Origin of the sequence: Butyricicoccus sp. OF10-2, from assembly GCF_003481925.1 — a bacterium.
In the GTDB taxonomy this organism is placed as follows: Bacteria; Bacillota; Clostridia; order Oscillospirales; family Butyricicoccaceae; genus Agathobaculum; species Agathobaculum butyriciproducens.
Genome location: NZ_QUMC01000007.1, coordinates 1 through 23,737 on the forward strand (window position 1 = coordinate 1; position 23,737 = coordinate 23,737).

The 23,737-nt window shown below is 56.8% G+C and carries 18 protein-coding genes and 4 pseudogenes; 5 read left to right on the forward strand and 17 right to left on the reverse strand.

What is annotated here, in order from left to right; translation table 11 throughout:
• Positions 1 to 72: 72 nt before the first annotated feature.
• From DXB00_RS05330 to DXB00_RS05395, 14 genes and pseudogenes are all read right to left on the reverse strand, one after another.
• On the reverse strand, positions 73 to 1,722 hold the full coding sequence (locus DXB00_RS05330; protein WP_118728791.1) for a sensor histidine kinase: 1,650 nt from the start codon (positions 1,720 to 1,722) through the stop codon (positions 73 to 75).
• A pseudogene (locus tag DXB00_RS05335) lies at positions 1,719 to 2,401 on the reverse strand (winged helix-turn-helix domain-containing protein). Before DXB00_RS05335 ends, DXB00_RS05330 begins: the two are co-directional and overlap by 4 nt.
• Positions 2,402 to 2,421: 20 nt before the next feature.
• Complete coding sequence (gene phoU / locus DXB00_RS05340) at positions 2,422 to 3,090, reverse strand: phosphate signaling complex protein PhoU (RefSeq protein ID WP_116704734.1); 669 nt, start codon at positions 3,088 to 3,090, stop codon at positions 2,422 to 2,424.
• On the reverse strand, positions 3,090 to 3,842 hold the full coding sequence (pstB, locus tag DXB00_RS05345) for a phosphate ABC transporter ATP-binding protein PstB (RefSeq protein ID WP_118728789.1): 753 nt from the start codon (positions 3,840 to 3,842) through the stop codon (positions 3,090 to 3,092). The genes phoU and pstB overlap by 1 nt, the downstream gene beginning before the upstream one ends.
• A 13-nt stretch (positions 3,843 to 3,855) precedes the next feature.
• On the reverse strand, positions 3,856 to 4,737 hold the full coding sequence (pstA, locus tag DXB00_RS05350; protein WP_118728788.1) for a phosphate ABC transporter permease PstA: 882 nt from the start codon (positions 4,735 to 4,737) through the stop codon (positions 3,856 to 3,858).
• Positions 4,734 to 5,600: a phosphate ABC transporter permease subunit PstC gene (gene pstC, locus DXB00_RS05355; protein ID WP_118728787.1), complete on the reverse strand. Its 867-nt coding sequence runs from the start codon at positions 5,598 to 5,600 to the stop codon at positions 4,734 to 4,736. The genes pstA and pstC overlap by 4 nt, the downstream gene beginning before the upstream one ends.
• A gap of 66 nt (positions 5,601 to 5,666) precedes the next feature.
• Positions 5,667 to 6,569: a substrate-binding domain-containing protein gene (locus DXB00_RS05360; RefSeq protein WP_118728786.1), complete on the reverse strand. Its 903-nt coding sequence runs from the start codon at positions 6,567 to 6,569 to the stop codon at positions 5,667 to 5,669.
• A 958-nt stretch (positions 6,570 to 7,527) separates the two neighbouring features.
• Entirely contained in the window at positions 7,528 to 9,126 is a 1,599-nt protein-coding gene (locus DXB00_RS05365) for an O-antigen ligase family protein (RefSeq protein ID WP_119214599.1), read from the reverse strand.
• Positions 9,127 to 9,131: 5 nt separating this feature from the next.
• Positions 9,132 to 9,638: a DUF4330 domain-containing protein gene (locus DXB00_RS05370; protein WP_110435405.1), complete on the reverse strand. Its 507-nt coding sequence runs from the start codon at positions 9,636 to 9,638 to the stop codon at positions 9,132 to 9,134.
• Between the two features lie 68 nt (positions 9,639 to 9,706).
• Positions 9,707 to 9,925: a hypothetical protein gene (locus DXB00_RS05375; RefSeq protein ID WP_119214600.1), complete on the reverse strand. Its 219-nt coding sequence runs from the start codon at positions 9,923 to 9,925 to the stop codon at positions 9,707 to 9,709.
• Positions 9,926 to 9,989: 64 nt separating this feature from the next.
• The gene (ispE, locus tag DXB00_RS05380; protein WP_117751096.1) at positions 9,990 to 10,892 is read right to left on the reverse strand and encodes a 4-(cytidine 5'-diphospho)-2-C-methyl-D-erythritol kinase; all 903 of its coding nucleotides are present in this window, start codon (positions 10,890 to 10,892) and stop codon (positions 9,990 to 9,992) included.
• 19 nt (positions 10,893 to 10,911) lie between these two features.
• Positions 10,912 to 11,715 carry a PHP domain-containing protein gene (locus tag DXB00_RS05385; protein ID WP_119214601.1) on the reverse strand — a complete coding sequence of 268 codons (804 nt, stop codon included), beginning with the start codon at positions 11,713 to 11,715 and terminating at the stop codon, positions 10,912 to 10,914.
• Between the two features lie 12 nt (positions 11,716 to 11,727).
• A complete protein-coding gene (locus DXB00_RS05390) occupies positions 11,728 to 12,621 on the reverse strand; it encodes a CPBP family intramembrane glutamic endopeptidase (RefSeq protein WP_118564211.1) in 894 nt (297 codons plus the stop codon).
• Positions 12,622 to 12,696: 75 nt separating this feature from the next.
• Positions 12,697 to 13,908 (reverse strand): acetate/propionate family kinase, encoded by a 1,212-nt coding sequence (locus DXB00_RS05395; protein ID WP_118360029.1) that lies wholly within the window; start codon positions 13,906 to 13,908, stop codon positions 12,697 to 12,699.
• 165 nt (positions 13,909 to 14,073) lie between these two features.
• Here DXB00_RS05395 and DXB00_RS05405 point away from each other — a divergent pair.
• From DXB00_RS05405 to DXB00_RS05415, 3 genes and pseudogenes are all read left to right on the forward strand, one after another.
• Positions 14,074 to 15,239 (forward strand): annotated as a pseudogene (locus DXB00_RS05405) (nucleotidyltransferase family protein).
• Between the two features lie 66 nt (positions 15,240 to 15,305).
• Positions 15,306 to 16,049, forward strand: a complete 744-nt coding sequence (locus DXB00_RS05410) for a DUF554 domain-containing protein (protein WP_118728781.1) — start codon at positions 15,306 to 15,308, stop codon at positions 16,047 to 16,049.
• 75 nt (positions 16,050 to 16,124) lie between these two features.
• Positions 16,125 to 17,167, forward strand: a pseudogene (locus tag DXB00_RS05415) (alcohol dehydrogenase).
• A gap of 40 nt (positions 17,168 to 17,207) precedes the next feature.
• On the opposite strand, the gene DXB00_RS05420 reads toward DXB00_RS05415, so the two are convergent.
• Together DXB00_RS05420 and DXB00_RS05425 are read right to left on the reverse strand one after the other, a co-directional pair.
• Positions 17,208 to 17,600 carry a TIGR04076 family protein gene (locus tag DXB00_RS05420; protein ID WP_118728779.1) on the reverse strand — a complete coding sequence of 131 codons (393 nt, stop codon included), beginning with the start codon at positions 17,598 to 17,600 and terminating at the stop codon, positions 17,208 to 17,210.
• A 63-nt stretch (positions 17,601 to 17,663) separates the two neighbouring features.
• Positions 17,664 to 19,186 (reverse strand): annotated as a pseudogene (locus tag DXB00_RS05425) (4Fe-4S dicluster domain-containing protein).
• A 419-nt stretch (positions 19,187 to 19,605) separates the two neighbouring features.
• Here DXB00_RS05425 and DXB00_RS05430 point away from each other — a divergent pair.
• The gene (locus DXB00_RS05430) at positions 19,606 to 20,097 is read left to right on the forward strand and encodes an RNA polymerase sigma factor (protein WP_118728778.1); all 492 of its coding nucleotides are present in this window, start codon (positions 19,606 to 19,608) and stop codon (positions 20,095 to 20,097) included.
• Positions 20,081 to 21,157 carry a DUF4179 domain-containing protein gene (locus DXB00_RS05435; protein WP_118728777.1) on the forward strand — a complete coding sequence of 359 codons (1,077 nt, stop codon included), beginning with the start codon at positions 20,081 to 20,083 and terminating at the stop codon, positions 21,155 to 21,157. The genes DXB00_RS05430 and DXB00_RS05435 overlap by 17 nt, the downstream gene beginning before the upstream one ends.
• A gap of 179 nt (positions 21,158 to 21,336) precedes the next feature.
• Here DXB00_RS05435 and DXB00_RS05440 read toward each other — a convergent pair whose 3' ends face one another.
• Positions 21,337 to 23,604: an S-layer homology domain-containing protein gene (locus tag DXB00_RS05440; RefSeq protein ID WP_118728776.1), complete on the reverse strand. Its 2,268-nt coding sequence runs from the start codon at positions 23,602 to 23,604 to the stop codon at positions 21,337 to 21,339.
• Positions 23,605 to 23,737 lie beyond the last annotated feature (133 nt).

The window sequence follows — 23,737 nt, forward strand, 5'->3', positions numbered from 1 at the left end:
GAAACCGTAGGTGTCTACCCTCTTGCCCCGCCGCGGGGCGCGGCGTCTCCCACCGCTCCGCCAGAGCGCATTTCATTCTTTAGGAAACCGCAAAGTAATGCAAGTCCCCTCGCCGAGTACACTCTTCAGTTCAACCTCCGCATGATGCAGTGCCGCACCATGCTTGACAATCGAAAGCCCCAGTCCGGTGCCGCCGGTCATCTTGCTGTGGCTTTTATCCACGCGGTAGAACCGCTCAAACACGCGCTGCTGGTCCGCCGGTGCGATACCGATGCCGGTATCCGCCACCTGCACGAACGGCCGGCCGTTCTCTGTGCCGGTCACAAGCGTCACGCTGCCCTGCGGCTTATTATAATTGATGGCGTTATCCGTCAGATTAAAGATCATCTGCTCAAGCGTGCGGCGCTGACCGGAAACCGCAGCCGGTTCTCCCTCGATGTGCAGCGCAATGCCCTTGCCTGCTGCCTTGCTCTGCAGGCGGTCGCGCACAGTATCACAGAGTGCGGACAGCTCCACCGGCTCAAAGGCCACCGTTTCTCCGCCTTCATCCAGTCGGGACAGATGAATGATATCCTCGATGAGCGCCAGCAGCCGCTGCGCTTCCGTGCGGATCTTGCCCGCAAACGGCGCCACGTCCTCCGGCTTGGCAATGCCGCCCGCGATGATCTCCGCGTAGCCCATGATGCTGGTCAGCGGCGTTTTCAGCTCGTGCGACACGTTGGCGGTAAATTCCTGCCGCTGCTGCTCGGCACGCTCGCGCTCGGTAATATCCACGATCAGCAGCACGGCCGCGTGCCATGCGCTGTTCTCCTCCACCGAGCTTGCCGTAAGTTCATAAATGCGGCCATTCCGCTCAAGTTTTCCGTGCGCGCCTTTGCCGTCGAGCGCCTGCTCGACCACCTGAATGTAATTCGCATCGCGGCACAGCGTCAGATAGCTTCTTTCCGCACTGTCATGCGGAAACAGCGCCCGCGCAGCGTGATTGGCGAACAGAATCATGCCCTTGCCGGAAAACAGCACCAGACCTTCGTCCATGCGGGCCGTAATGTCGTCAAACTCAGCCTGACGACGCTGCAGCTCGTCCATCTGCGCCTGAATTTTGTGGTTCTGCTTGTCCATGCGGTGCAGCAGCGGCGACAGCTCGTCATAGGCTTCGCCCTTCATCGGATCATGCAGGTCGAGCGCTTCGATCGGCTTGAGGAACAGACCGGTCAGCCAGCCTGCCAGCACAGCTGCAACCAACAGCGTCAGCAGGATGATCAGCACAATCCACGGTGACGCATTCGACAGTGCGCCGAACACGCTGTCCGCAGTTGCGGAAATACGCAGAACATCGCCGTTTTTCAGACGGACCGCGTAATAAAACGTCTGCTCAGCGAAGGTTTCGGACAGACGGTTGTCCTCACCCGCGCCTTTCTTCTCTGCCGCCGCAATCTCCGGACGGACGGCGTGGTTCTCCATCTCGGAGGCATTCGTGCGGTTGTCGTACAGCACCGTGCCGTCCTGCGCGACCAGCGTCAAACGGTCGGCGTACACCGAGCCGCACTCCTCCAGTTCCTCCCGAATGTCATCCACCGCAGACAGGTAGCTGCTCTCCGTTATCAGCCGCTGCCGCATATCATTGGTCAGACCGGCGTGAACCGCCAGCAGCAGCAGCCCGGTCGTCAGCAGCAGCGTGACAAGCGACGTGAGAAAAATGCTGCCGAATACGCGCTTTCTCATGTGTGCTCTCCCATACGGTAGCCGACACCGCGGACAGTCTCGATCAGCGCACCGTCCGCGCCCAGCTTTTGCCGCAGCGTGCGGATATGCACATCGACCGTGCGGGTTTCGCTTTCATTATTATAGCCCCAGATATTCTCGAGCAGCACATCGCGCGTGAGCACGGCACCGCGTTTTTTCATCAGCAGGCACAGCAGCTGGTACTCCTTGAGCGTCAACTGCACCTCCTGCCCGTTAACGAATACGGTGTGAGCACGCTCATCCACACAGATGCCGCCGGCTACCAGCGGACGCGGCTCATCCTTGTCCTGCATATCCTCGGTGCGGCGCAGGACCGCACGAATGCGCGCGATCAGCTCCATCATGCCGAACGGTTGGGAATGTAATCATCCGCACCGGTGTCCAGACCGACTACCTTGTCGTACTCCGTGTTTTTCGCAGTCAGCAGAATGACCGGAACCCTCGCCGTATACGGCGCTGCGCGCAGACGACGCAGAATAGTGATGCCGTCCTCACCGGGCAGCATGATATCCAGCAGAATCAGCTGCGGCTTGCATTTTTTCAGAGCAGCGGTCAGCGCCGCACTGTCCTCGAAGCCGTCAGCCTCAAAACCGGTGTTGCGCAGTGTATACACCACCAGTTCGCGGATACCCGCATCATCTTCCACACAGTATATCATATATTACACTCCGATTTCTGTCAGCGTGCCGCCGCTTCCGCGCCGTGCATTGCACTTTTATGCGAGCCGGTGATGGAAAACTCCACCCATTCGGCAATATTGGTCGCGTGGTCGCCGATACGCTCCAGATACTTGGCGATCATCAGCACATCGAGTACGCGCTCGCCGTCCTCCGGGTTCTGCGCGATCTCCGCGATGAGGTCGCTCTTGCACTCGTCAAACAGGCGGTCTACCACGTCATCATATTCAATAACGCTCCATGCAAGGGTCAGGTCACGGCGGACAAACGCGTCCAGGCTGTCGGTCACCATTTTAATGGTTGCCTGCGCCATCTGGTCGATATGCGTGTTGTGACCGCACGCACCGGACAGATACGTTACAATCTCCGCAATATCGCTTGCCTGATCACCTATACGCTCGATATCCGTGATCATTTTCAGCACGGAGGAGATCAGACGCAGATCGCTTGCCACCGGCTGCTGCTGCAGCAGCAGCTTGAGGCACATGGACTCGATTTCGCGTTCCTTGCGGTCGATCTCCTGATCGATGCGGATGGCGGCCGCCGCCAGCTTGATATCGCCCTCAAGCAGAGCCTTTACCGCACTGGCGATTGCGTTTTCGCACAGTGCTCCCATCGAGATCAGCTCATTGTTCATCTCCGCAAGCTGATTGTCAAAACGGTTTCTCATTAGCCGAACCTCCCCGTAATGTAGTCTTCCGTGCGCTTGTCCGACGGCATGGAGAACAGCTTTTCGGTGTCATCCACTTCGATCATGTCGCCAAGCAGGAAGAATGCGGTCGTATCCGAAACACGGGTGGCCTGCTGCATATTATGCGTTACCATAACGATAGTATAATCCTTTTTGAGCTCGAGCACAAGGTCCTCGATCTTCGCGGTGGAGATCGGATCAAGCGCAGAGGTCGGCTCGTCCATCAGCAGCACCTCCGGGTCTGCGGCAAGCGCACGCGCGATGCAGATACGCTGCTGCTGACCGCCGGACATGGACAGCGCGGATTTTTTGAGGTTATCCTTGGTCTCCTCCCAGATAGCGGCACGCTTGAGCGAAGTCTCGACGATCTCGTCAAGCTGCAAACGGCTCTTGATGCCGTGCGTGCGCGGACCATAGGCGATGTTGTCATAAATCGACATCGGGAACGGATTCGGCTTTTGGAATACCATGCCGACACGGCGGCGCAGCAGATTGACGTCACAGTTCTTGTAGATATCCTGACCGTCAAGCATGATATCGCCCGTGATACGGCAGTTTTCCACCAGATCGTTCATGCGGTTGAGCGAACGCAGCAGCGTAGACTTGCCGCAGCCGGACGGTCCGATGAATGCGGTGATCTCATTCTCCTTGATATCCAGATTGATATCGTGCAGGGCGTGAAAATCGCCGTAATGCAGATTCATATTGTGAATTTCGATCTTATTTTCCATGTTCATTCTCCATTTACTTCTTGGTCAGCTTTTTCGCTGCCAGAGCGGAAAGCGTATTCATCAGCAGGACCACCAGCAGCAGAACAACTGCGGTAGCATTTGCCTCGTTCATGTGCAGCGCCTCACCCGAGAGCACATACATGTGGATGGCCAGCGTACGGCCGGACTGGAACAGGCCGGGAATCTGTGCCATGGTGCCTGCGGTAAAGATGAGCGCCGCGGTCTCACCGACGATGCGTCCGATACCGAGGATAACACCGGACAGGATGCCGGGACCCGCAGCAGGCAGCACGATGCGGAATACCGTGCGCAGACGTCCGGCACCCAGACCGAACGAGCCTTCGCGGTAGGAATCCGGAACCGCAATCAGTGCTTCCTCAGCGGTACGCATGATGAGCGGCAGGATCATGATCGCCAGCGTCATCGCACCGGCCAGCAGCGAGTATCCCCAGTGCAGCCTGGTGACGAAGAACAGCATGCCGAACAGGCCGTACACAATGGACGGAATGCCGGAAAGCGTCTCGGTCGTGATGCGGATGACGTTTACCAGCTTATTGCCGCGCTTGGCGTACTCATTCAGGTACACGGCGGTGAACAGGCCGAGCGGCACGGCCAGCAGCAGTGCCAGCGCGGTCGTTTCAACCGTAGTGAGGATGGCAGGCATCATCGAGACGTTCTCAGAGGTATAATTCCACTGAAACAGCGACGGCTTGAGATGCGGAATGCCCGTCACCAGAATATAGCCGAGCAGGAACAGCAGTACCGCAAAAGTCAGCATAGCCGCGCCGTACACCAAACCCTTGAGCACAGCCGCAGATGCGGCGCCGTGCACCTTTTCGGTCTTTGCCTGTACGCGCACTGCCGGTTTTGCAGCAGAGACAGCTTCTCTTGTCATGCTTCCTTCCTCCTCTTGAGAACCGAGAATGCCAGATTGATGAGCAGAATGAATACGAACAGCACAACGCCGGTCGCAATAAGCGCCTCACGGTGCAGGCTGGTGGCGTAGCCCATCTCAAGCACGATGTTTGCCGTCATGGTGCGGATGCCCTTGAGCATACTGCCGGTCAGCCGCGGCTGGTTGCCCGCTACCATGATAACCGCCATAGTCTCGCCGATGGCGCGGCCGATGCCGAGCACGATGCCAGCCAGCACGCCGGACTTGGCAGCCGGTACCATAACCGTGAATATGGCACGCTCATGCCGTGCGCCCATGGCAACGGCGCCCTCGTAGTAACTCATCGGAACCGCACGCAGCGCCGCTTCGGACACACCGATGATGGTCGGCAGAATCATAATGCCGAGCAGGATGGACGCCGCCAGAATGGACGAGCCGGAGATATCCGCGCCGAACACGCCTGCCACCGCACGGACTGCCGGTACGATAATGACCATGCCGAAGAAGCCGTATACGATGGACGGAATACCGGCCAGCAGCTCGGTGCACGGCTTGAGCAGACCGTACAGCTTTTTCGGACAGTAGAATGCCATGAATACCGCGGTCAGCAGACCGATCGGCACGCCGATAACGATCGCACCGGCGGTGATGTACAGGCTGCCGAGGATCATCGGCAGGATGCCGTAAATGTCGTTGCCCGGCTTCCACTTCGCGCCTGTGAGGAAGTCCAGCAGGCCAATCTCCTTCATGGCAGGCACACCGTTCGCAAACAGGAAAATACAGATGAGCACCACCGCAAAGATGGAGGTCAGCGCACAGAGGAAAAATACCATGTGCATCAGGTTTTCCCGAAGGTTTTTCATAAATCTTTCTCCTATACAGGCACAGGGCGAATCGCTTCGCCCTGTTTTATCAGTCTGTGAATTCGCTTACGCGAGATCGCCCCAGTCAGTGATGTCACCGACATAGATACCCTTGATCTGATCCATAGACAGGTCGTCAATGGTGTTCGCCGGGTTTACGACTACTGCGATGCCGTCCAGCGCGATGGCGGTGCCGGTCAGCTGTGCAGTCTCGTCATCCTTCAGCTCGCGAGATGCCATGCCGATGGCAAAGGTGCCGTCCATTGCGCCGGTCATGCCGGAGGTGGAGTCAGAGGTCTGCAGGTCGATGCTTGCGTTCGGGTTTACAGCCTTGTACGCCTCGATCAGCTTCTCCATAACCGGGGATACCGAGGAGGAACCGCCAACTGCGATCTGGCCGGAGGAACCGTCGGAAGTAAAGGCTGCTGCATTGTCGTCAACAGCGATGTACTTGTTATCGGTTACAACAGCCTGACCTTCCTTGGAGAGGATGAAGTTGATAAAATCCTTGGCTACGCCGGTCGGCTCGCCCTTGGTTGCAATATTGAACGGACGGGACAGCTTGTAGGTGCCTGCCTTTACGTTATCTACGGCAGCTTCTGCGCCGTCTACCTTGACAGCCTTTACGGTGTCGTTCAGCGCACCGAGGGAAATGTAGCCGATAGCCTTCTCGTTGCCTGCTACGCTGGTCAGCACAACATCGGTCTTGTTGGCGATCTCGGCATCCGCGGTGGTATTGTCGATCTTCTCGCCTGCGTCGTTCTTCTCCTCTACACCAGTCAGTTCGATGAACGCGCCGCGCGTACCGGAACCATCCTCACGTGAGATAACGGTGATTGCACCGGATACGCCGCTGTCATTACCGCTTGCTTGGGAATCCGAAGAATCGGAAGAGGAGCTGCCTCCGCAGCCGCTCAGTGCACCGGTCAGCATCAGTGCTGCCAGAAGCATGGAAATGCTCTTTTTCATAATTAGTTCTCCTTTTACATTCGTCTTCGTTTTTTGTTACAAGATTATCTTACGGAAGTTTTGTAAAATGCAAAAGCGAGAGTTCGTTAAGTTTAAGTAAAGTGTGTGTTTTCGAGTAAAATCTATGTTAAACCGAGGTTTTCGCCTGCGATTCAGCGGGATTTGTGCTCTGCGGAGTGCAGGAACGTGCGGCATCCGCCGCAGGGGCAAAAAGGAAGGACAACCTGCGGTTTTCCTTCCTCTTTGGACTCCTACCTTTCCCTTGCTTCCTAATCTGACGCAGATTACCTACATGTGACCGCTGCGAAACAGGGGAACGGCAGAGGATTTTTTCTTCCGTGTTTTTCGTGACCTGTTCGCAGGGTCGGATAGTGTTCTGCTACACAGGTCGGCTACTTCCAGCAGGCGCGGCACAAGGTGAATTGCCCGTAGGGCAAGAGAGGGCCCCCTGGGGGATGACAGTGCCGCGCAACTCTTTAACACGTTATACCGCACGGCACCTGCGAATTAAGCGTTTGGTACAATTTATCCTCGCAGACCCTGTCTATTATAACGCGCTCACGAATTGCGCGGCACGGTCATGCCGCGCCTGCGCAGAGTAGCCCGTATGTGTAGCAGTACGCTGTCTGTGAACTGCGAAAAGGCGGAGAAAGACACGCAAGAGTAACCCGACTGCCGTGTCCTTTTCCTGCTTACGCAGTCTACCGTCTGCACCCAATCTATCCTAACAAGGGAAAGGTAGGAGTTCAAAGAGGAAGGGAAACCGTAGGTGTCCCTTCCTTTTTGCCCCCGCGGCGGCGCCGCAACGTTCCCGCCGTCCGCAGACGGCGAATCCCCCCGCTTGATCGCAAGCGAAAACTCCCCGCCCGTTAAGGGCGAACCGCCTGCGCGGTTCGTATGCCTCGCCGAGTCGGTGCCTAGAAAAAGAGAACCCTCTCACGAAGGTTCTCTAAAAAAATCAGGTTTTTCGTTTTCGGAAGTACCCGAGGTACATAACCGCTGCCGCCATGCTCCAGAAATACGCCATCATATACGGCACCTCGAAGATATTCTCGAAGTAGCAGTGCACCAGCACGCCGCACATACCTGCGAACATGGAAACCGCCAGCACGCGCGTGCGGTCGCCCTTGGTGTAGCCGGTACGGCCGATCGAGCGCAGGCTCCACAGCACCAGACCGAACAGCAGCAGGATGAAGAACGCCAGACCGAGATAACCCATCTCGACCAGCGTTTTCAGATAATAGTTATCCATGTAGAAGTAGGAGAAATCCTTGGTCTCCTCGATGACCTTGTTCTGCATGGCAACCGCGCCGCCGAAGCGGCCGAGGCCGAAGCCAAGCACCGGATTGCTCTCCTGCAGCAGCTTGAGACCCTTGGACCAGCGAATGACACGACCTGCACGGCGGCTTGCAGCAAGGTAATCCGCGGTAAACAGATAAGTGATGCGGTTCGCAATAGACGGGATTGCCAGCAGTGCACCGACACCGGCCACGCCCATCAGCGTGATCAGGCGGCGGTCCAGAAAGATGGCGAAAATCACAACGGCTACTGCCAGACCGCCCCAGGCACCCTTGGAGAAGGTGAAAATGCAGCTCAGGCACATCATGCCGGTCGCGCAGATAGCCAGCACCTTGACCCACATTTTACTGCTGTAATATGCAAGTCCTGCCACCATCGGGGCAAACAGCACCAGCAGGCTGCCCATGATATTCGGGCTGCCGGTGAGCGAGTACACGCGCGTACGCACGCTGGCCTCGGTCTGAGAGACCCAGCTCGACGGGATCGGCGCGGCTACGATATACTGGTAAATGCCGTGCGCCGCAATGCAGAGCGCCATCACGACGAGCGCACCGTAGAATACCGCGAAATCGCGGTCGTTCTCAATCAGGCGGGTGACGAGGAAGAACCAGAACAGGTACTCCACAACCGCACGGTAGCCCGCTACCGCGATATGCGTATTCGGAGAAACCGCACACATCAGGAAAAAGCCGACCGCGATGAACAGCAGCAGATATGCGTCCACCGGCGTAGCACGCGAGCCGAGCGGCGCACGCTTCATCGCCATGTGCCACAGGATGTACGCAAACGCGGCAAGCATCAGGCACTCATCCCACACGGATGCCACAAACGACGGCAGATAGCCGGCATCCGACACCCAGCGGACAGCGGAATCGAGCGGCAGATACATCGCCAGGCAAATGAGCAGCAGACCGCGCATGCCGACGAACCTGCAGGCTCTGCCGATCAGGCCGCCGCCTGCGACACGCTCGATCGGCCGCCAGACAGCAAGGCAGATGCGGTAGATCAGGCTGTTTGCCGCAATTCCGCCCAGCTTTTCGACAAACCGGCGCAGCGCTGCCAGAATCCGCGCATAGATGCTGTTCGCCGAGGTACATATCGGTGCCGCGCAGAATTTATTCCACAGACGGCAGAATACCGAGCCTGGGTACGCCTGTCGGATACGGTTAAAGAATCCCGCGATAGCGCCCTCGTGGTACCATGCGCGCAGACACATCAACAGCCGCACGAACAGACTGTTTTCAAATAACGCTTTCATAGGCTTTAATTATCCGCAATATCGACCGAATCAATGTTGCCGGTCGTCTCAAAATCGTTGGTCTTTACAATGAATGTACGGCCTGCACGCACCTCCTGCGTACCGATGGCCGGTGCAGGCGTGCCCTTGGAAACCTTGGTCGTGATGGTGAATACCAGATCCTTCTTCTCCGGATCGGTTGCCGTTACAATGCGGCCGTCAGCGGTGGTAACCTGCTGATTGTAATCATCGATCTTCATATCAGTGATCTGCGCATTGACATAGCTGTTGCCGTTCACCAGCGACTTGCCTACCTGGCTGTTGCGCTGCACCTCGTTTACCAGGAACGGCGTTGCACCGCGTACACGGACGGTCATCGTCAGGGAGACCTGCGGAGACGCAACCTCCTTGATCTGCTTGGCAAACAGCTTGTAGCCGACACCGGCTACGACAGCGATCGCAGCGACCAGCACCAGCAGATCGACAACATTGATGATGCCGAACAGCTTGCCCTTTTCGTTAATGATCTTCATAAATTTCCTCCGTTGGCAAATGAATTTCGTGTTTCACTGTGTCATTATACCATAGAGCGACTGAAAAGTTAAGTGTTATCTTTGTGAAGCAGCAAGTCTGCCAGAAGTGACCGAAATTCCACCCGGTCGCTGCCTGTTCTGCTCTCACCTGCCGCCTCCTCGCAGGTGATGGAGAACGCCGTACACCACCATGCCGCACGAGGACTCTGCGGCGCAAACGCCGACCAGAACAGCACATAAACCGCTGTCAGCACTGCCGCGAGTGCCTTTCTATCCTGTTTCTGCATAACAAAACCGCCTTCCTGCATCCGGTGTACCCAGTATGCCCGAAAGGCGGCTTTCTATACCCGTTTAATTGCAGGTTTCCGTCAGGAATGTATCTGCGAAACGGCGGCGCAGCATTTTCGCTGCCGTTTTGGCGCGGCTCTCATCCGAGAACAGGCCGTACACGGTCGGGCCGGAGCCGCTCATCAGCGTACCGTCCGCACCGTTTTCTGCGAGAAACGACTTGATTTCGCCGATCTGGCGGCGTTTTGCCGCCGTAACGGTCTCCATCACGTTGGACAAGTACGCGCACACGCCCTCGTAATCTCCCTGATCGAGTGCAGCCATCATGCCCTTGTTGTCCGGATGCTCGAGGATATCCACGCTGTCGATCTCCTGATAGACCTCCTTGGTCGGCACCGCAAACGGCGGCTTGCACAGCACGACCCAGCAGTGCGGCATATCGGGCAGCAGGCTCAACTCCTCGCCAATGCCCTGCGCCAGCATGGTGCCGCCGCGCAGGCAGAACGGCACATCGGCACCCAGTTTAAGTCCCATCTCGCACAGCTCGTCGTCGGTCAGACCGGCTGTATGCAATGCGTTGAGCGCACGCAGTACAGCCGCCGCGTCCGTCGAGCCGCCCGCCAGACCTGCCGCAACCGGAATGCGCTTTTCGATATGAATCTCGCAGGTTTCGAGTAGTGCGCCGGTCTCCTTGTAGAACAGCTCCGCCGCACGGTACGCCAGATTGCGCTCGTCGGTTGGCAGAAACGGCAGGCTGCAGCTCAGCACGATGCCGCGCGGCTTTTTCTCTCCGTGAATGGTGGTAACGCGCACGGTATCGTGCAGCGCGATCGACTGCATGACCATCTCCACCGTGTGGTAGCCGTCCTCCCGCCGTCCCGTGACGTCGAGCGTCAAGTTGATCTTTGCACGGGCACGAACAGTCGTATCCGCGTGTGTAATTTCCTGTTTTCGTCTAAAAAGCATGTTGTTTCAGCCTCTACATTTATTTCAGTGCGATTTGCACCGGTTTGCGCTCACGGAACACGGTAACGTGAGTAAAGCCTGCGTCGAGTGCATTCTTCACGCAGTCGTCTACGCCGCGCGCCACGGTGTCCAGCGTGTGCGAATCCGAGCCGATCGAGATGCGCTCGCCGCCCATGCGCTTGTATTCGTACAGAATATCCTGCGGTGGACCGACCTTTTTCTGCCAGCCCGCAATGCCGGCAGCATTCAGCTCAAGCGCATAGCCGTGGTCGATGCACGAGCGCAGCACCTGCCGGACGCGGTCCATATAATTGTCAAACGATGGGATATAGTCGCCGTGCTTCATCACGCGCAGCGGATAGTCAATGTGCGCCAGCACATCAAAACCGCCGTGCTCCTCGAGCAGCAGCAGCTGATCGAAATACTCGTGCAGGAACTTGTCGCAGTCCATATTGGGAAAGTCGTGAAAGTAGATATCCAGATCGTTCGGCATGGCATGCAGCGAGCCGATGACCATATCGAACGGATGCGTGCGGACAAAATCGTCCGCATCCGGTGTGGCGTGCAGCTGGCCGATCTCCATACCCGCCAGAACCTCAATACCGCTGTTCCCTGCCGGACGGCGCTTTTCCCATACCTCGCGCGCACAGACTTCCGGGTCACGGTTGTCGCGCGTGCCGCCCGAACGAAGAAAATCCAGATGATCGGTAATGCCGATGATATCCAGTCCGGCCTGCTCGCAGGCGTGAATTTTATCGTCGATGGACTGCGGATACTGGGCGTCAGCAGAATATCCGGTGTGCATATGCAGGTCTACCCGCATGGACGTTCCTCCTTATAGATAATTGAACACGGTCTGTACAAAGCAGGCGACGATCAGCAGAAACATACCTGCATTCTGCAAAACGGCTTTAAGCGACGGCGCACAGGGTCCGTGCAGCCAGACCTGCTGTTTTCTGCCGCGAACGAGCAGGATCATGCCGATCACCAGCATTGCCATCCAGAACAGACCGAGCGCCGACTGCGCGGCTATGGTATCCGGCAGCAGCATGGGCACCACCGAGCCGATGATGTTGAACAGCATGTGCAGCAGCACCGAGGTACGCAGCAGTCCGGTGCGGTAGTACGCATAGGACAGCAGCAGACCGAGCGCAAAGGCGTAGAAAAACTGCTCCAGATTGGCGTGATACAGGCCGAACAGCAGCGCAGAAATGAATGCGCCCGGCTTCTGCCCGTACCGCGCGAGACGGCCGGCCAGCAGGCCGCGGAACACCAGCTCCTCACACAGCGGACCGATAATGCAGGCACCGAGAACGATGGCCGTCATGGACATCTGCGAAAAGCTCTCGTCCACCATGCCGACCGGATCGCGTCCGGTCAAGGTGTAGACCATGTCGTTGATATTCGTGCCGATGAGCGAACCGAGCCACATCAGCGCACAGCCGATGACAAACCACCGGCCCATGCGCTTTGCGCCTGCCCGCTCCCTGCAGAACGGCATCGGCGGTGTTTTACGCCACAAACAGAACACAATCGGCAGCGATACCGCATAATGTCCGACGAGCAGCAGCAGATAATACAGCGTTTCCGGTATGCGGAACGGCAGGATCCAGCCATCCAGCCAGTACAGGCCGAACTGCCAGAGGATCGACCACAGCATGATCGCCAGCACGGAAAATCCCAGCTTCGAGCAGTAGCGGCGCTCCTGCGGGATATCAATTTGCTCCATAAAAGTTTCCTCTCCGGGCAAAAACAGAGGCGGAGCCTATGCTCCGCCCCCATATTTGTCTAATTGACGAAAGGCTTACTGAGCCTTGGCCTCGTTTACCAGACGCTCGGTATCCTTGGCGATCATAAGCTCCTCGTTGGTCGGAATAACCAGAACGCGAACGCGTGCCCAGTCGATGGAGATATCCATCTGCTTGCCGCGGTACTTGTTCTTCTCCGGGTCGATCTTGATGCCGAGGTACTCGAGGTGCTCGCAGACATCCCAGCGAACCGAACGGTCGTTCTCACCTACGCCTGCGGTGAAGATGATAGCGTCTACGCCGCCCATCTCAGCAACGTAGGAACCGATGATCTTCTTAACGGACAGGTTGAACATATCCTTAGCCAGAGCAGCACGCGCGTTGCCGTCAGCAACTGCAGCGTCCAGATCACGGAAGTCGGAGGATACGCCGGAGATACCCAGCATACCGGACTTCTTGTTCAGGATATTGATGACCTCGTGTGCGTCCATGTGCTCGTGCTCAGCCAGGAACTCGATGATAGCCGGGTCGATGTTGCCGGCACGGGTGCCCATCGGCAGACCGTCCAGCGGAGTAAAGCCCATGGAGGTATCGAAGCTCTTGCCGCCGTTGATTGCGCAGATAGAAGAACCATTGCCGAGGTGGCAGGTAATCAGGCGCAGCTCCTCGAGCGGACGGCCGAGCATCTCAGCAGCCTGCTGAGAAACGTACTTATGGCTGGTGCCGTGGAAGCCGTAACGACGGATCTTGTACTTCTCGTAATACTCATACGGTACTGCGTACATATAGTGGGACTGCGGCATGGTCTGATGGAATGCGGTATCGAATACTGCGACCATCGGAACATCCGGGCCCATAACCTCGCGGCAAGCCTCGATGCCGGTCAGGTTAGGCGGATTGTGAAGCGGTGCCAGCGGTACGCAGTCCTCGATAGCCTTGAGGACCTTCTCGGTGATGATAACGCTGTCCGAGAAGAACTCGCCGCCGTGTACAACGCGGTGACCTACTGCGTCGATCTCGCTCATAGAGGAGATGACACCCTTTTCCGGATCGAGCAGAATGTTGATAACAGACTGGATCGCTTCCTTGTGGGTGGGCATTGCGATGTCAAACTTGAACTTCTCATCGGACTTGTTGCCGGTGTGGGTCAGCACACCGTCGATGCCGATGCGCTCGCACAGGCCCTTCGCCATTACCTCACCCGACTCGGTGTCGAGCAGCTGGTACTTCAGCGAAGAACTGCCAGCGTTGATTACCAATACTTTCATTTGCGAAAACTCCCTTATGCCGTATTTGGCGGCTTGCATAAAGCCGCGGAAGCCTATATAATAATGCTATATTTTTATTCTACACGATTCTTTGCAAATGTACAACCCCTTTTTCGAGGTTTTTACCTTGCAGACCGCTGTCATCTCGCTGAAAGGAGCACCGTCATGACCGTATGCGGCATCACCGCCGAGTATAATCCGTTTCACACAGGGCATCTGCACCATATTGCCGAAACCCGGCGCAGCCTCGGCGAAAACGCCGTGATCGTGTGCGTGATGAGCGGCAATTTCGTCCAGCGCGGCGATTTTGCCGTGCTGGATAAGTACGCGCGTGCCGAAATGGCCGTGCGCTGCGGCGCTGACCTCGTGGTTGAGTTGCCTCTTGCGGCAGCGCTGTCCTCTGCGGAGGCTTCGCCAAGGGTGCGGTGCAGACGCTGCACGCACTCGGGTGCGGCACGGTGTCGTTCGGCGCGGAGACTGCGGATGCGGATTTGCTTTTACAGGCGGCAGAACTCCTGAACAGCCTGCCGATGGAGGGTGAATCCGGCTCTCCGCACCTGTCCTACGCCGCCAGACGGCAGGAGGAATTAGCGAAAGTTCACAAGCAGGCGGCAGCTCTTTTAGACAACCCAAACAACACGCTTGCCGTGGAATACTGCCGCTTCCTGCTCCCGCTCGGGATGCATCCGCTTGCGGTGCTCCGGCAGGGCGCGGCCCACGATGCATACGCGCCGCACAGCGGCTTTGCCTCGGCGAGTCTGCTGCGAGCGCATTTGCGAGACGGTGATTTCGCGTTCTGCGCACCGTTCCTGCCGCCTGCGGCTCGCGCCGTGTGGAAGAAGGCCGCAGATTGCGGTGAAGCGCCGGTCGCTTTGCCGGAAGACACACTGCTCGCGCTGCTGCGGACGGCACTCTATCAAGGCAGACTGCAGAGCGGCTCGGCAGACGGCTTTGATGAGCGGCTGTGCAAGGCGGTCTATACGTCACATTCGTTCTCGGATGCTGTAGAAAAGGCTCGAACGCGGCGGTTTCCGGCGGCTCGTGTGCGCCGTGCGCTCCTGCGGTCTGTGCTCGGTGTGGAGACGGACGCACCCGTCTCCCCTGCTTATCTGCGCGTACTGGCGCTCGGCCCGCGCGGGCGCTCTGTGCTGAAAACCGCCTCCCTGCCCGTTATCGTCAAACCGGCAACGGAAAAACGGCTGCCCGCAAATCTGCAAGCGGCACTCTGCCGCGATGCCTTCGCGGACGACCTGTTTGCGCTTGCACTTTCCGATCCCGAACGGAGAATCGGCGGCGGGCATTTCCGCAAAACGCCGTTCTGTCTACGCTGAATTGACAATCCTCTCATTTTGCTTTACAATAAACTTTAGCGTTGTAAAGTGAAACGAGGGGATTTTATGATTGGTCTTGGAACCATTGTAAATGTTGGCACGGTGCTTATAGGCACTACTATCGGTATACTGTTAAAAAACGGTCTGCCGAAACGCTTTGAAAAAACGGTCATGCAGGGACTGGGACTAACCACCTGCTTTATCGGTATAGGCGGAACACTCAGCGAAGTATTGACCATACAGAATGGCGAAATCGGCACCCAGCATACCATGCTGCTTATACTCTGTCTGGCACTCGGCGCTGTCATCGGTGAAGCGCTGAATATCGAGCAGCGACTGGAGGATTTCGGTGCATTCTGTCAATCACACTTTGCTGCCAAAGGGGACAGCCGATTTGTTGAAGGCTTCGTTACCGCATCTCTTCTGTTTTGTGTCGGTGCAATGGCAATTGTCGGTGCATTAAACGATGGTCTGAATGGTGACCCAACCATGCTGATTGCCAAGGCTATTCTGGATGGTGTTGCCTCGATTCTCTTCGCCGCATCTCTCGGCAAGGGCGTATACCTGTCTATTGTGCCGATTTTCTTCTATCAAGGCGGCATTACATTGATGGCACGATTCATCCGTCCCTGGCTGACCGATGTCTTGATTGGTCAAATGTCGTGTGTCGGCTCCGTGCTGATTTTTGCCATTAGCTTGAATCTTATCTTCAACAGCAAGCTGCGTGTCGGCAACCTGCTGCCTGCAATCTTCCTGCCGGTGCTGTTTTTCTTTCTGGCGCGGTTTTTCCCGACTCTCGGCACCTTATAAAATCGACACCGTTTGACTTTCTTTTCGCCCTCCCGTATAATGGATACAACATTTAACGAAACGGAGCCGTAAACTATGCTCGCTTACACTTATCGAAAACAGGGTGAGTTTGCCCTGCAGAACAAGCCGGAACCCGTTCTCACGCATGTAGGAGACGCGGTAGTGCGCGTTACCATGTCGAGCATCTGCACGAGCGATCTGCACATCAAGCACGGCTCGGTGCCGCGTGCCGTACCCGGTATTACGGTCGGCCATGAGATGGTCGGCGTAGTCGAGCAGGTCGGTTCGGCAGTCAAAACCGTCAAACCCGGCGACCGTGTAGCCGTCAACGTGGAGACGTTCTGCGGACACTGCTTTTTCTGTCAGCACGGCTTTGTCAACAACTGCACCGATCCCAACGGCGGCTGGCACTCGGCTGCCGGATTGACGGTGGTCAGGCGGAGTACGTCCGCGTGCCGTATGCCGATCAGGGTCTGACCGTCATTCCCGATCGCGTTTCCGACCGGCAGGCGCTGTTTGCCGGCGATGTACTCGCCACCGGCTACTGGGCAGCCAGGATTTCCGAGATCCGGCAGGGCGACACCGTGCTTATCCTCGGTGCCGGGCCGACCGGTATCTGCACCATGCTGTGCGCCATGCTGCATCACCCACACAGGATCATCATCTGCGACCCCGATCCGGCGCGGCTGCGCTTTGTGCGCGAGCGCTATCCCGATGTGCTCACCATCACGCCCAACCACGCGCAGGAGTTCGTGCAGCTGAACAGCCCGCACGGCGGCGCGGATGTGGTCTGCGAGGTGGCAGGCTCGAACGAAAGTTTCCGTCTTGCATGGGAGTGCGCCCGTCCGAACGCCGTTGTCACCGTTGTTGCACTGTATGACAAGCCGCAGGTGCTTCCCCTGCCCGATATGTACGGCAAAAACCTGATCTTTAAGACCGGCGGCGTGGATGGCTGCGACACCGCAGAAATCCTGCGGCTGATTGAAAACGGTCAGCTGGATACCACACCGCTCATCACGCATATTTTCCCGCTGAATGAGATTGAAGCGGCGTACGATCTGTTTGAGAAGCGCCGCGACGGTGTAATGAAGGTGGCAATTACGCCTCCGGATAAGTAAAAACAAGCGGCAGAGGCACAGCCTCTGCCGCTTTTGCATTTTATTCGCAGTCGATTCTCTCGATGTTGAAGATAACCAGCCGCGCTTCGTCCGAACAGCAGGTTATCATCTCGTTTTCGCGCTTCATCCAGCCTTTCATAATCGAGCCGCCCTGCAATCCAGTATAGATATAGCACGAAATCGCATCCCAGACCTCGGAGCAGAACGGCAGTTTCGGACCGCCTGCAACGGCATCAGCATCACCGGTGGTTTTGGTCAGCGTGTTGATACCCATGTGCCAGAAATCGTCCCGCACATCATCGCGGTAGAATTCAAATTCATCTCCCACGTTGTAACAGGGGCACACGCCGAAGGACGGGTCGGCGCAATACTGCTGCTGCAGCTCCGGATACAGTTTTTTGTCCAGAACAGTTACTTGTTCATCACCATTCACCTGCTGTATTCAAGAGAAAAGCCACCATATCAGTCGATACAGTGGCTTTTATAGCATTATTTTTTAATCAACCAGCTTATCCAGCTCGGCAACATGATGCGTGCCGGTTGCAGTCTGGTGTTCCGCCTGCTTGGCATACATGCCGACTACCGCAGCGGATTTCTTGATGGACTGCATCGTGCCCGCACCGGCTACACAGCCGCCCGGGCATGCCATGCCTTCGAGCAGATAACCGTTGTACTTGCCGGCCTTGGCGGCCATCAGCAGCTTGCGGCAGTCGCGCAGACCCTCGGCGTTTGCCACCTTGATCTCGCGGTCCGGGTGCTTCTCGTTGATGACGTTGACAACGGCCTTGGCTACGCCGCCGGATACCGCAAAGTTACGGCCGTCCGTGGATGCATCGTTGATGCCGTGCGGGTCCTCCTTGAGATTTTCCACGTCGATATGGCGTGCGGCGAAAATACCGGTCATCTCCTCGAACGTCAGCACGAAATCGACCTCGCTTCGTACGTCCGAACGCATTGCTTCGAGCTTCTTTGCCGCGCACGGTCCGATAAACGCAACCTTTGCGCCCGGCTGATGGTGCTTGACCAGTCGAGCGGTCAGCGTCATCGGGGTGAGGGCCATCGAGATGCAGTTTGCCTGATCCGGGAACAGCTTTTTCGCCATTGCGGACCATGCCGGACAGCAGGAAGTCGCCATGAACGGCAGCTTCTCCGGTACTTCCTCCACAAAGTCCTCGGCCTCCTGTGCCGCACACAGGTCAGCGCCGATGGCAACCTCGATAATATCGGCAAAGCAAGGCGCTTCATCGCGGCACGCAGCTTGCCCGGTGTCATCTTCGGGCCGAACTGGCCGACAAACGCCGGTGCGACAGCGGCGTAGACACGCTCGCCCGCCTGAATGGCGCGGATCATCTGGAAGATCTGCGACTTGTCTGCGATCGCGCCGAACGGGCAGTTTACAAGGCACTGGCCGCAGGAAACGCACTTCTCGTAATCAATATCGGCTCTGCCATTGCAGTCGCTGTGGATGGCATCCATGCCGCAGGCTGCCGCGCACGGGCGCTCCTGACGGATGATGGCGTGATACTGACAGACATCCATGCAGCGGCCGCACTTGATGCACTTCTCCTGATCGATAACAGAACGGCCGTTGAAGCGGTCGAGCGATACTGCGCCCTTGGGACATACCTCAACGCACGGATGCGCCATGCAGCCCTGACAGCCGTCCGTGACCATGACCTCGTTCTCCTTGCAGGCGTGGCACGCGAACTTGATCACGTTGATGAGCGGCGGCGTGTAGTAGGTTTCCTCTCGGGTGGCAGCCTCGATGTTGTCGGACAGCGGCGCGTGCTCGGCCGCACTGCGGCACGGCAGACCCATCGCCAGACGCAGGCGTTCGCCAACGATAGCGCGCTCGAGGAAAATATCATTGCGAATGTTGCCAACCTCACCCGGCATGATATCGTACGGCAGTGCTTCGATACGGCGGTCGGTCGGCCACTCGGTATGGTACGCCATACGGGCAACCTCGGTGAAAATGCGGTGGCGGATCTCCTGAATACGGGTTTCTACACCTCTCATAGCCATAGTTTGTTTTATCCTCCTGAATTCCTTTGCGACCCGTTGAGCGGGTCGTCCCTTTGTCCTATCTTATGAGCGCTCCCGGCAGAGCGCATGTGCTCTTTTAACAGGATACCATAAACAGGGCTTTCTGCAAAGGGTATTTGTAGATTTTTTAACAATTACTTTGTTACAATTTTACCTGTGTTTTTTGGGCATTCTGTTGAAAAACAACGCGCAGACGGACAGGTGTCTTTCTATCCCTTGCAAAATCGAAGGTTTTACGCTTGACGAAAAGCGAGAGGTACGCTCTGCGGCGCGCGGGAACGGTGCCCGCCAACGCATTTATGTTATAATAAATTTATCCTCTCTGTCAGGATACGCAATCCTCAATCGTATTATAGGTGAAACAACGTTGCTTTCCAAAGGAGCTGAGACCAATGAAACAATTTAACAGGGCGGACGCCGAACGTCTGGTGCAGACGTACTCCGACCTAATCCTGCGGCTGGCTTACACCTATTTGAAGTCCACGCACGATGCCGAGGACATCTGCCAGAATATCTTCCTCAAGCTGCTGACCGGCGGTCAAACCTTTGACAGTCCGGCGCACGAAAAAGCGTGGATCATCCGCGCGACCGCCAACGCCTGCAAAGACAGTCTGCGTGCCGCGCACCGGCGCAATGTCGGTCTGGAGGCCGCTGCCACGACACCCGCGCCTACCGCACCGGATTCCGATGTGCTCGATGCGGTGATGGCGCTGCCGCGCAAATACCGTGAAGCGGTCTATCTGCACTACTACGAGGGCTATTCCGTACGCGAAATCGCGTCTCTGCTCGGTCAGAGCGAGTCTGCCGTTTCCGCACACCTGAGCCGCGGGCGCAAAAGCCTGCGCACCACCTTGGGAGGGGATCTTTATGAACAGAGAGTATAATGATAACAAAATGTATAATTCCGCACTAGACGAGCTTCGCTTCTCCGAAGAAGCGAAAAGCCGCATGGTTGATCGCCTGATGACTGCCGCCGAGCAGCCGGAGCAGCCGGTTACCATTCATCGTGTACGCCGTTTTCCGCGCATCGCGATGGTCGGCGTGGCTGCCGCTCTGGTGCTGAGCATCGGTGCGGGTGCGACCGGCGTATTCAAGTCCGCCGGTGAAGCGTTTGCAGGCGTATTTGGACCGACGGCGGATACCGAGATTATTGATCAGATCGGTCATCCCATTGGCGCAAGCGACACAGCAGGCGGCGTGACCGTCACCGCGGATGCGATTCTGTTCGATGGCTACAACTACCTTATCTCCTACACGCTCGAAAAGGAGGACGGTTCGGCGTTCGACTGCACGAAAAACCCGGATACCGGTCTGCTGAATGTGTACTGGAATCGTGCAGACAGCAATATCGGCCTGAATGCGCAAGGCGCAATCGGCAGTAGCTATTTCTATGACGAAAATCCGAATGATAATGCCATTCAGTATGTTGAAACCATGTCGTACACTGACGCAGTTACGACCGGTGGTACAGCAAAGATTATGCTCGGCGACCTGACAGCAGTAACTGATAACGGCGCTGAAACCAAAACCATCGCCGACGGTACCTGGCATCTCAAGTTCAAGCTGGAGGCCGATAACAGCGCGGTTGAACTGCCTGCCGGTCAGTCTATTCAAGTAGGTGGCAAAACCGCAACGATCAATAAAGTCCTGCTCTCGCCTATCGGCTATAACTTTGTCTACACGGTTGATGGCAAAGCACCGTTTGAGAATGCCGAAAGCGGTCAGGAACCCGCCAGCCACCGCGATACATGGGACGCATTTTCTGCAAAACTGCTTATCAATAAGAAGGACGGCACTGTAATCGACGTGCCAGGCAACGGCAGCAGCATGGACGTGCATGACGGCAAGACCGTCTGCACCCGCCAGGGCACGTTCGATACCATTCTCCCGCTTGATGAAGTGGCGTCCGTCACCATCGGTGATACTACGATTCCGGTAAAATAATCGGCGGAGTGCTTGCATTATCGCAAGATCGGTGCTATAACTATTAACAACAATGTGACACAGCCATGAGCTGCGAAAACCCCGGAGAGTGGTAGTCTCTGGGGTTTTCTCATGCCTAAACAAAAATGGAGAACGGAATGCTGCATGAGCATTTTCCATTCTCCATTCTTCATTTTCAATTAAATCGTCGTCAGCAGCTTTGCGAACTCCGCACGAGTGAACGTACCCTGCGACTTGATCGTGCCGTCGCTGAAGCCCTGCACCAGACCCTTCTGCATACACAGCGCAACCGCATTTCGACGGTCTGCCGCGATCGTGTCCGCATCCTTGACAGACACCAGCGTCTGTGCCGTTTCCGCATCACTCATGGCTGCTGTGCCGTCCGCCTGCAGCAGATTTGCAAAAAGCTGCATCGCGTCCTCGCGGGTCATGGCAGCCGTCGGCCGGAAGTCATTCAGGCCCTCGAGCAGACCGTTTGCGTACACCGCGCTGACCGCCTCCGAGTACCACTCGCCTGCGCGAACGCCTGCGGGCAACGTGCCGCTGCCGGACAGACCGCGCTGACGCGCGATGGTCGTGCAGACCTCAGCCGCCGTGATCTTATCGTTCGGACGGAATTTACCGTTCGCGCCGGTCATCAGCTTGCGCTCGGTCACTGTATTGATATACTGCAGTGCCCAGCAGGTACTGCTCACATCGCTGTAGCCGGTCGCAGCAGCCGAAACTTCGGGCGAATACGACGTCATCAACGCCTTATAGCACGCGCTGTTCCGGTTCAGCACATCGGAAAGCTGCTCAAACGTCAGCAGATATTCCTCTGTATAAGCTCGGCGGGAAGCGCTCTCATATTCGTTGTAAAAATAGGTTACGCCTTTCGTGCTGATGCGCGGATAGCTGTACAGATAAATCGCATGATCGTCCGGCAGCAGCTTCTTGACCGTCTCGATGTAGTCATCGGTCAGCAGGTCGTTCAGTGTGTACTGCGTGCCGGTGTGCAGATCAAATGCCAGACAGTTATTCCACACCGATGAACCGGCGCCTTTGCCGCTCTCGCAGTTGGCCCAGACAACGAGCACCGAGCCTTCCACGGACGCACCGTAGCTGCCCTCGAGCGCATCATACTCGGCGGTAACGGACGGTCCCTTGAGGAAGAACGAGCGGATTTCGCTGTTGATGGTGCTCTGCACCTTTTTGTCGCTCAGGCCGCTGATCTCCGGAAAATCGACATCCCATCCATGCTCCGTGCCGTCCTGCTGATAGCCCATGAACTTTTCGTAATGCACGGTCTTTGCAGTGATGCCGCCGCCAAGGTCGAACGACTTCGGCTGCTCGAACAGCGTTTTGCCGCTGCGCAGGTCAATATATTTGCGGGTGTCGTCCTGCGTGACGCAGACCACGTTCTCGGTCAGAATGGTCGGGTTCTCCGCCTCTTTAACGGATGCTGCAAAGCCGCCGTTTTTGCGGAAGAAAATCAATGTGCCGTCTGCGGTGTTGTGCCACGACAGACCGTAGCGCAGCTCGGAGAAGCCGCTGATGTAGCTCAGTGTGCGGTAAGACAAGCTGCCGCCCGCATCCACCGCGGAAACCGAACCGTCCTCACTGCGGGCCGCGTACAGCCCCTCGCCCATGTAGGACAGATAGTAATACGTCGGCGCCGTCAGCAGCTTGCCGGTGGTATCCATAATGCCCCAGCGGTTGATCTGACGAACCATTGCTTCGCCATCGTGAAACTCCGAAATGGTGTTGTACAGAAACTCGGTCAGCAGTTTGCCCTCCGAAAGCGAATACAGCGCCTGATTGGTGCCGTTGGTGACGACCACCGTGCTCTCGCCGTAAATCGCCATGTAGGAAGGCGTTACGTCATTCGGCAGAGTGTACAGCACCGTGCCCTTGGTGTCGATTGCCTGATAATCGCCGTCCTGCGTCTGCACAAGCGTTCTGCCGTTTGAGAACGCGCCAGCCTTACGGTAGCTGCCCGAAAAGGCAGTCGAACCATCCTGCTTGACATAGGAATACAGACCGGTATCCGCATTTCTGCACAGCAGCAGTCCGTCCTCAAAGAAGCCGACCGCGCCCGGATATGAGCCAATGCGCTTGCCGTCAGTCGCATAATACACGCTGTGGTCAGTGTAACGATACGCAACTATCGTATCCGAAAAATCAACCGAAACCGGCGAATCCGTGTATGCAATGACGAGCTTTCCTGTGCGGTCGATCACCGCCGTCTGCCACTGCTCGTTTTCTACGGCAGCGAGTCCGCAGTCCGCGAAATCGCCTGCCTGTGCGTAAGCAAACGGAAGCACGGTCATGCCGTCCTCATCCAGATAGCCTGCGCGTGTCACGCCGTCAATGTCGGTGTACTCTGCCGGAAAAATGGTGCCGGCCGCAGCCGCACTCACCAGCATCACACACGCAACCGCCAGCGCGGAAAGTGTTTTTTTGAACATATGCTTCACCTGTATATTGTGTAAAGTTCTCTATCCTTGTTATTCTTATACAATATACATTATAAGCACTCACGCACTCTCATACAAGGTCAGGCGGCAAAGTGTAACAATGGTGAAACAACCCGCCGGAATG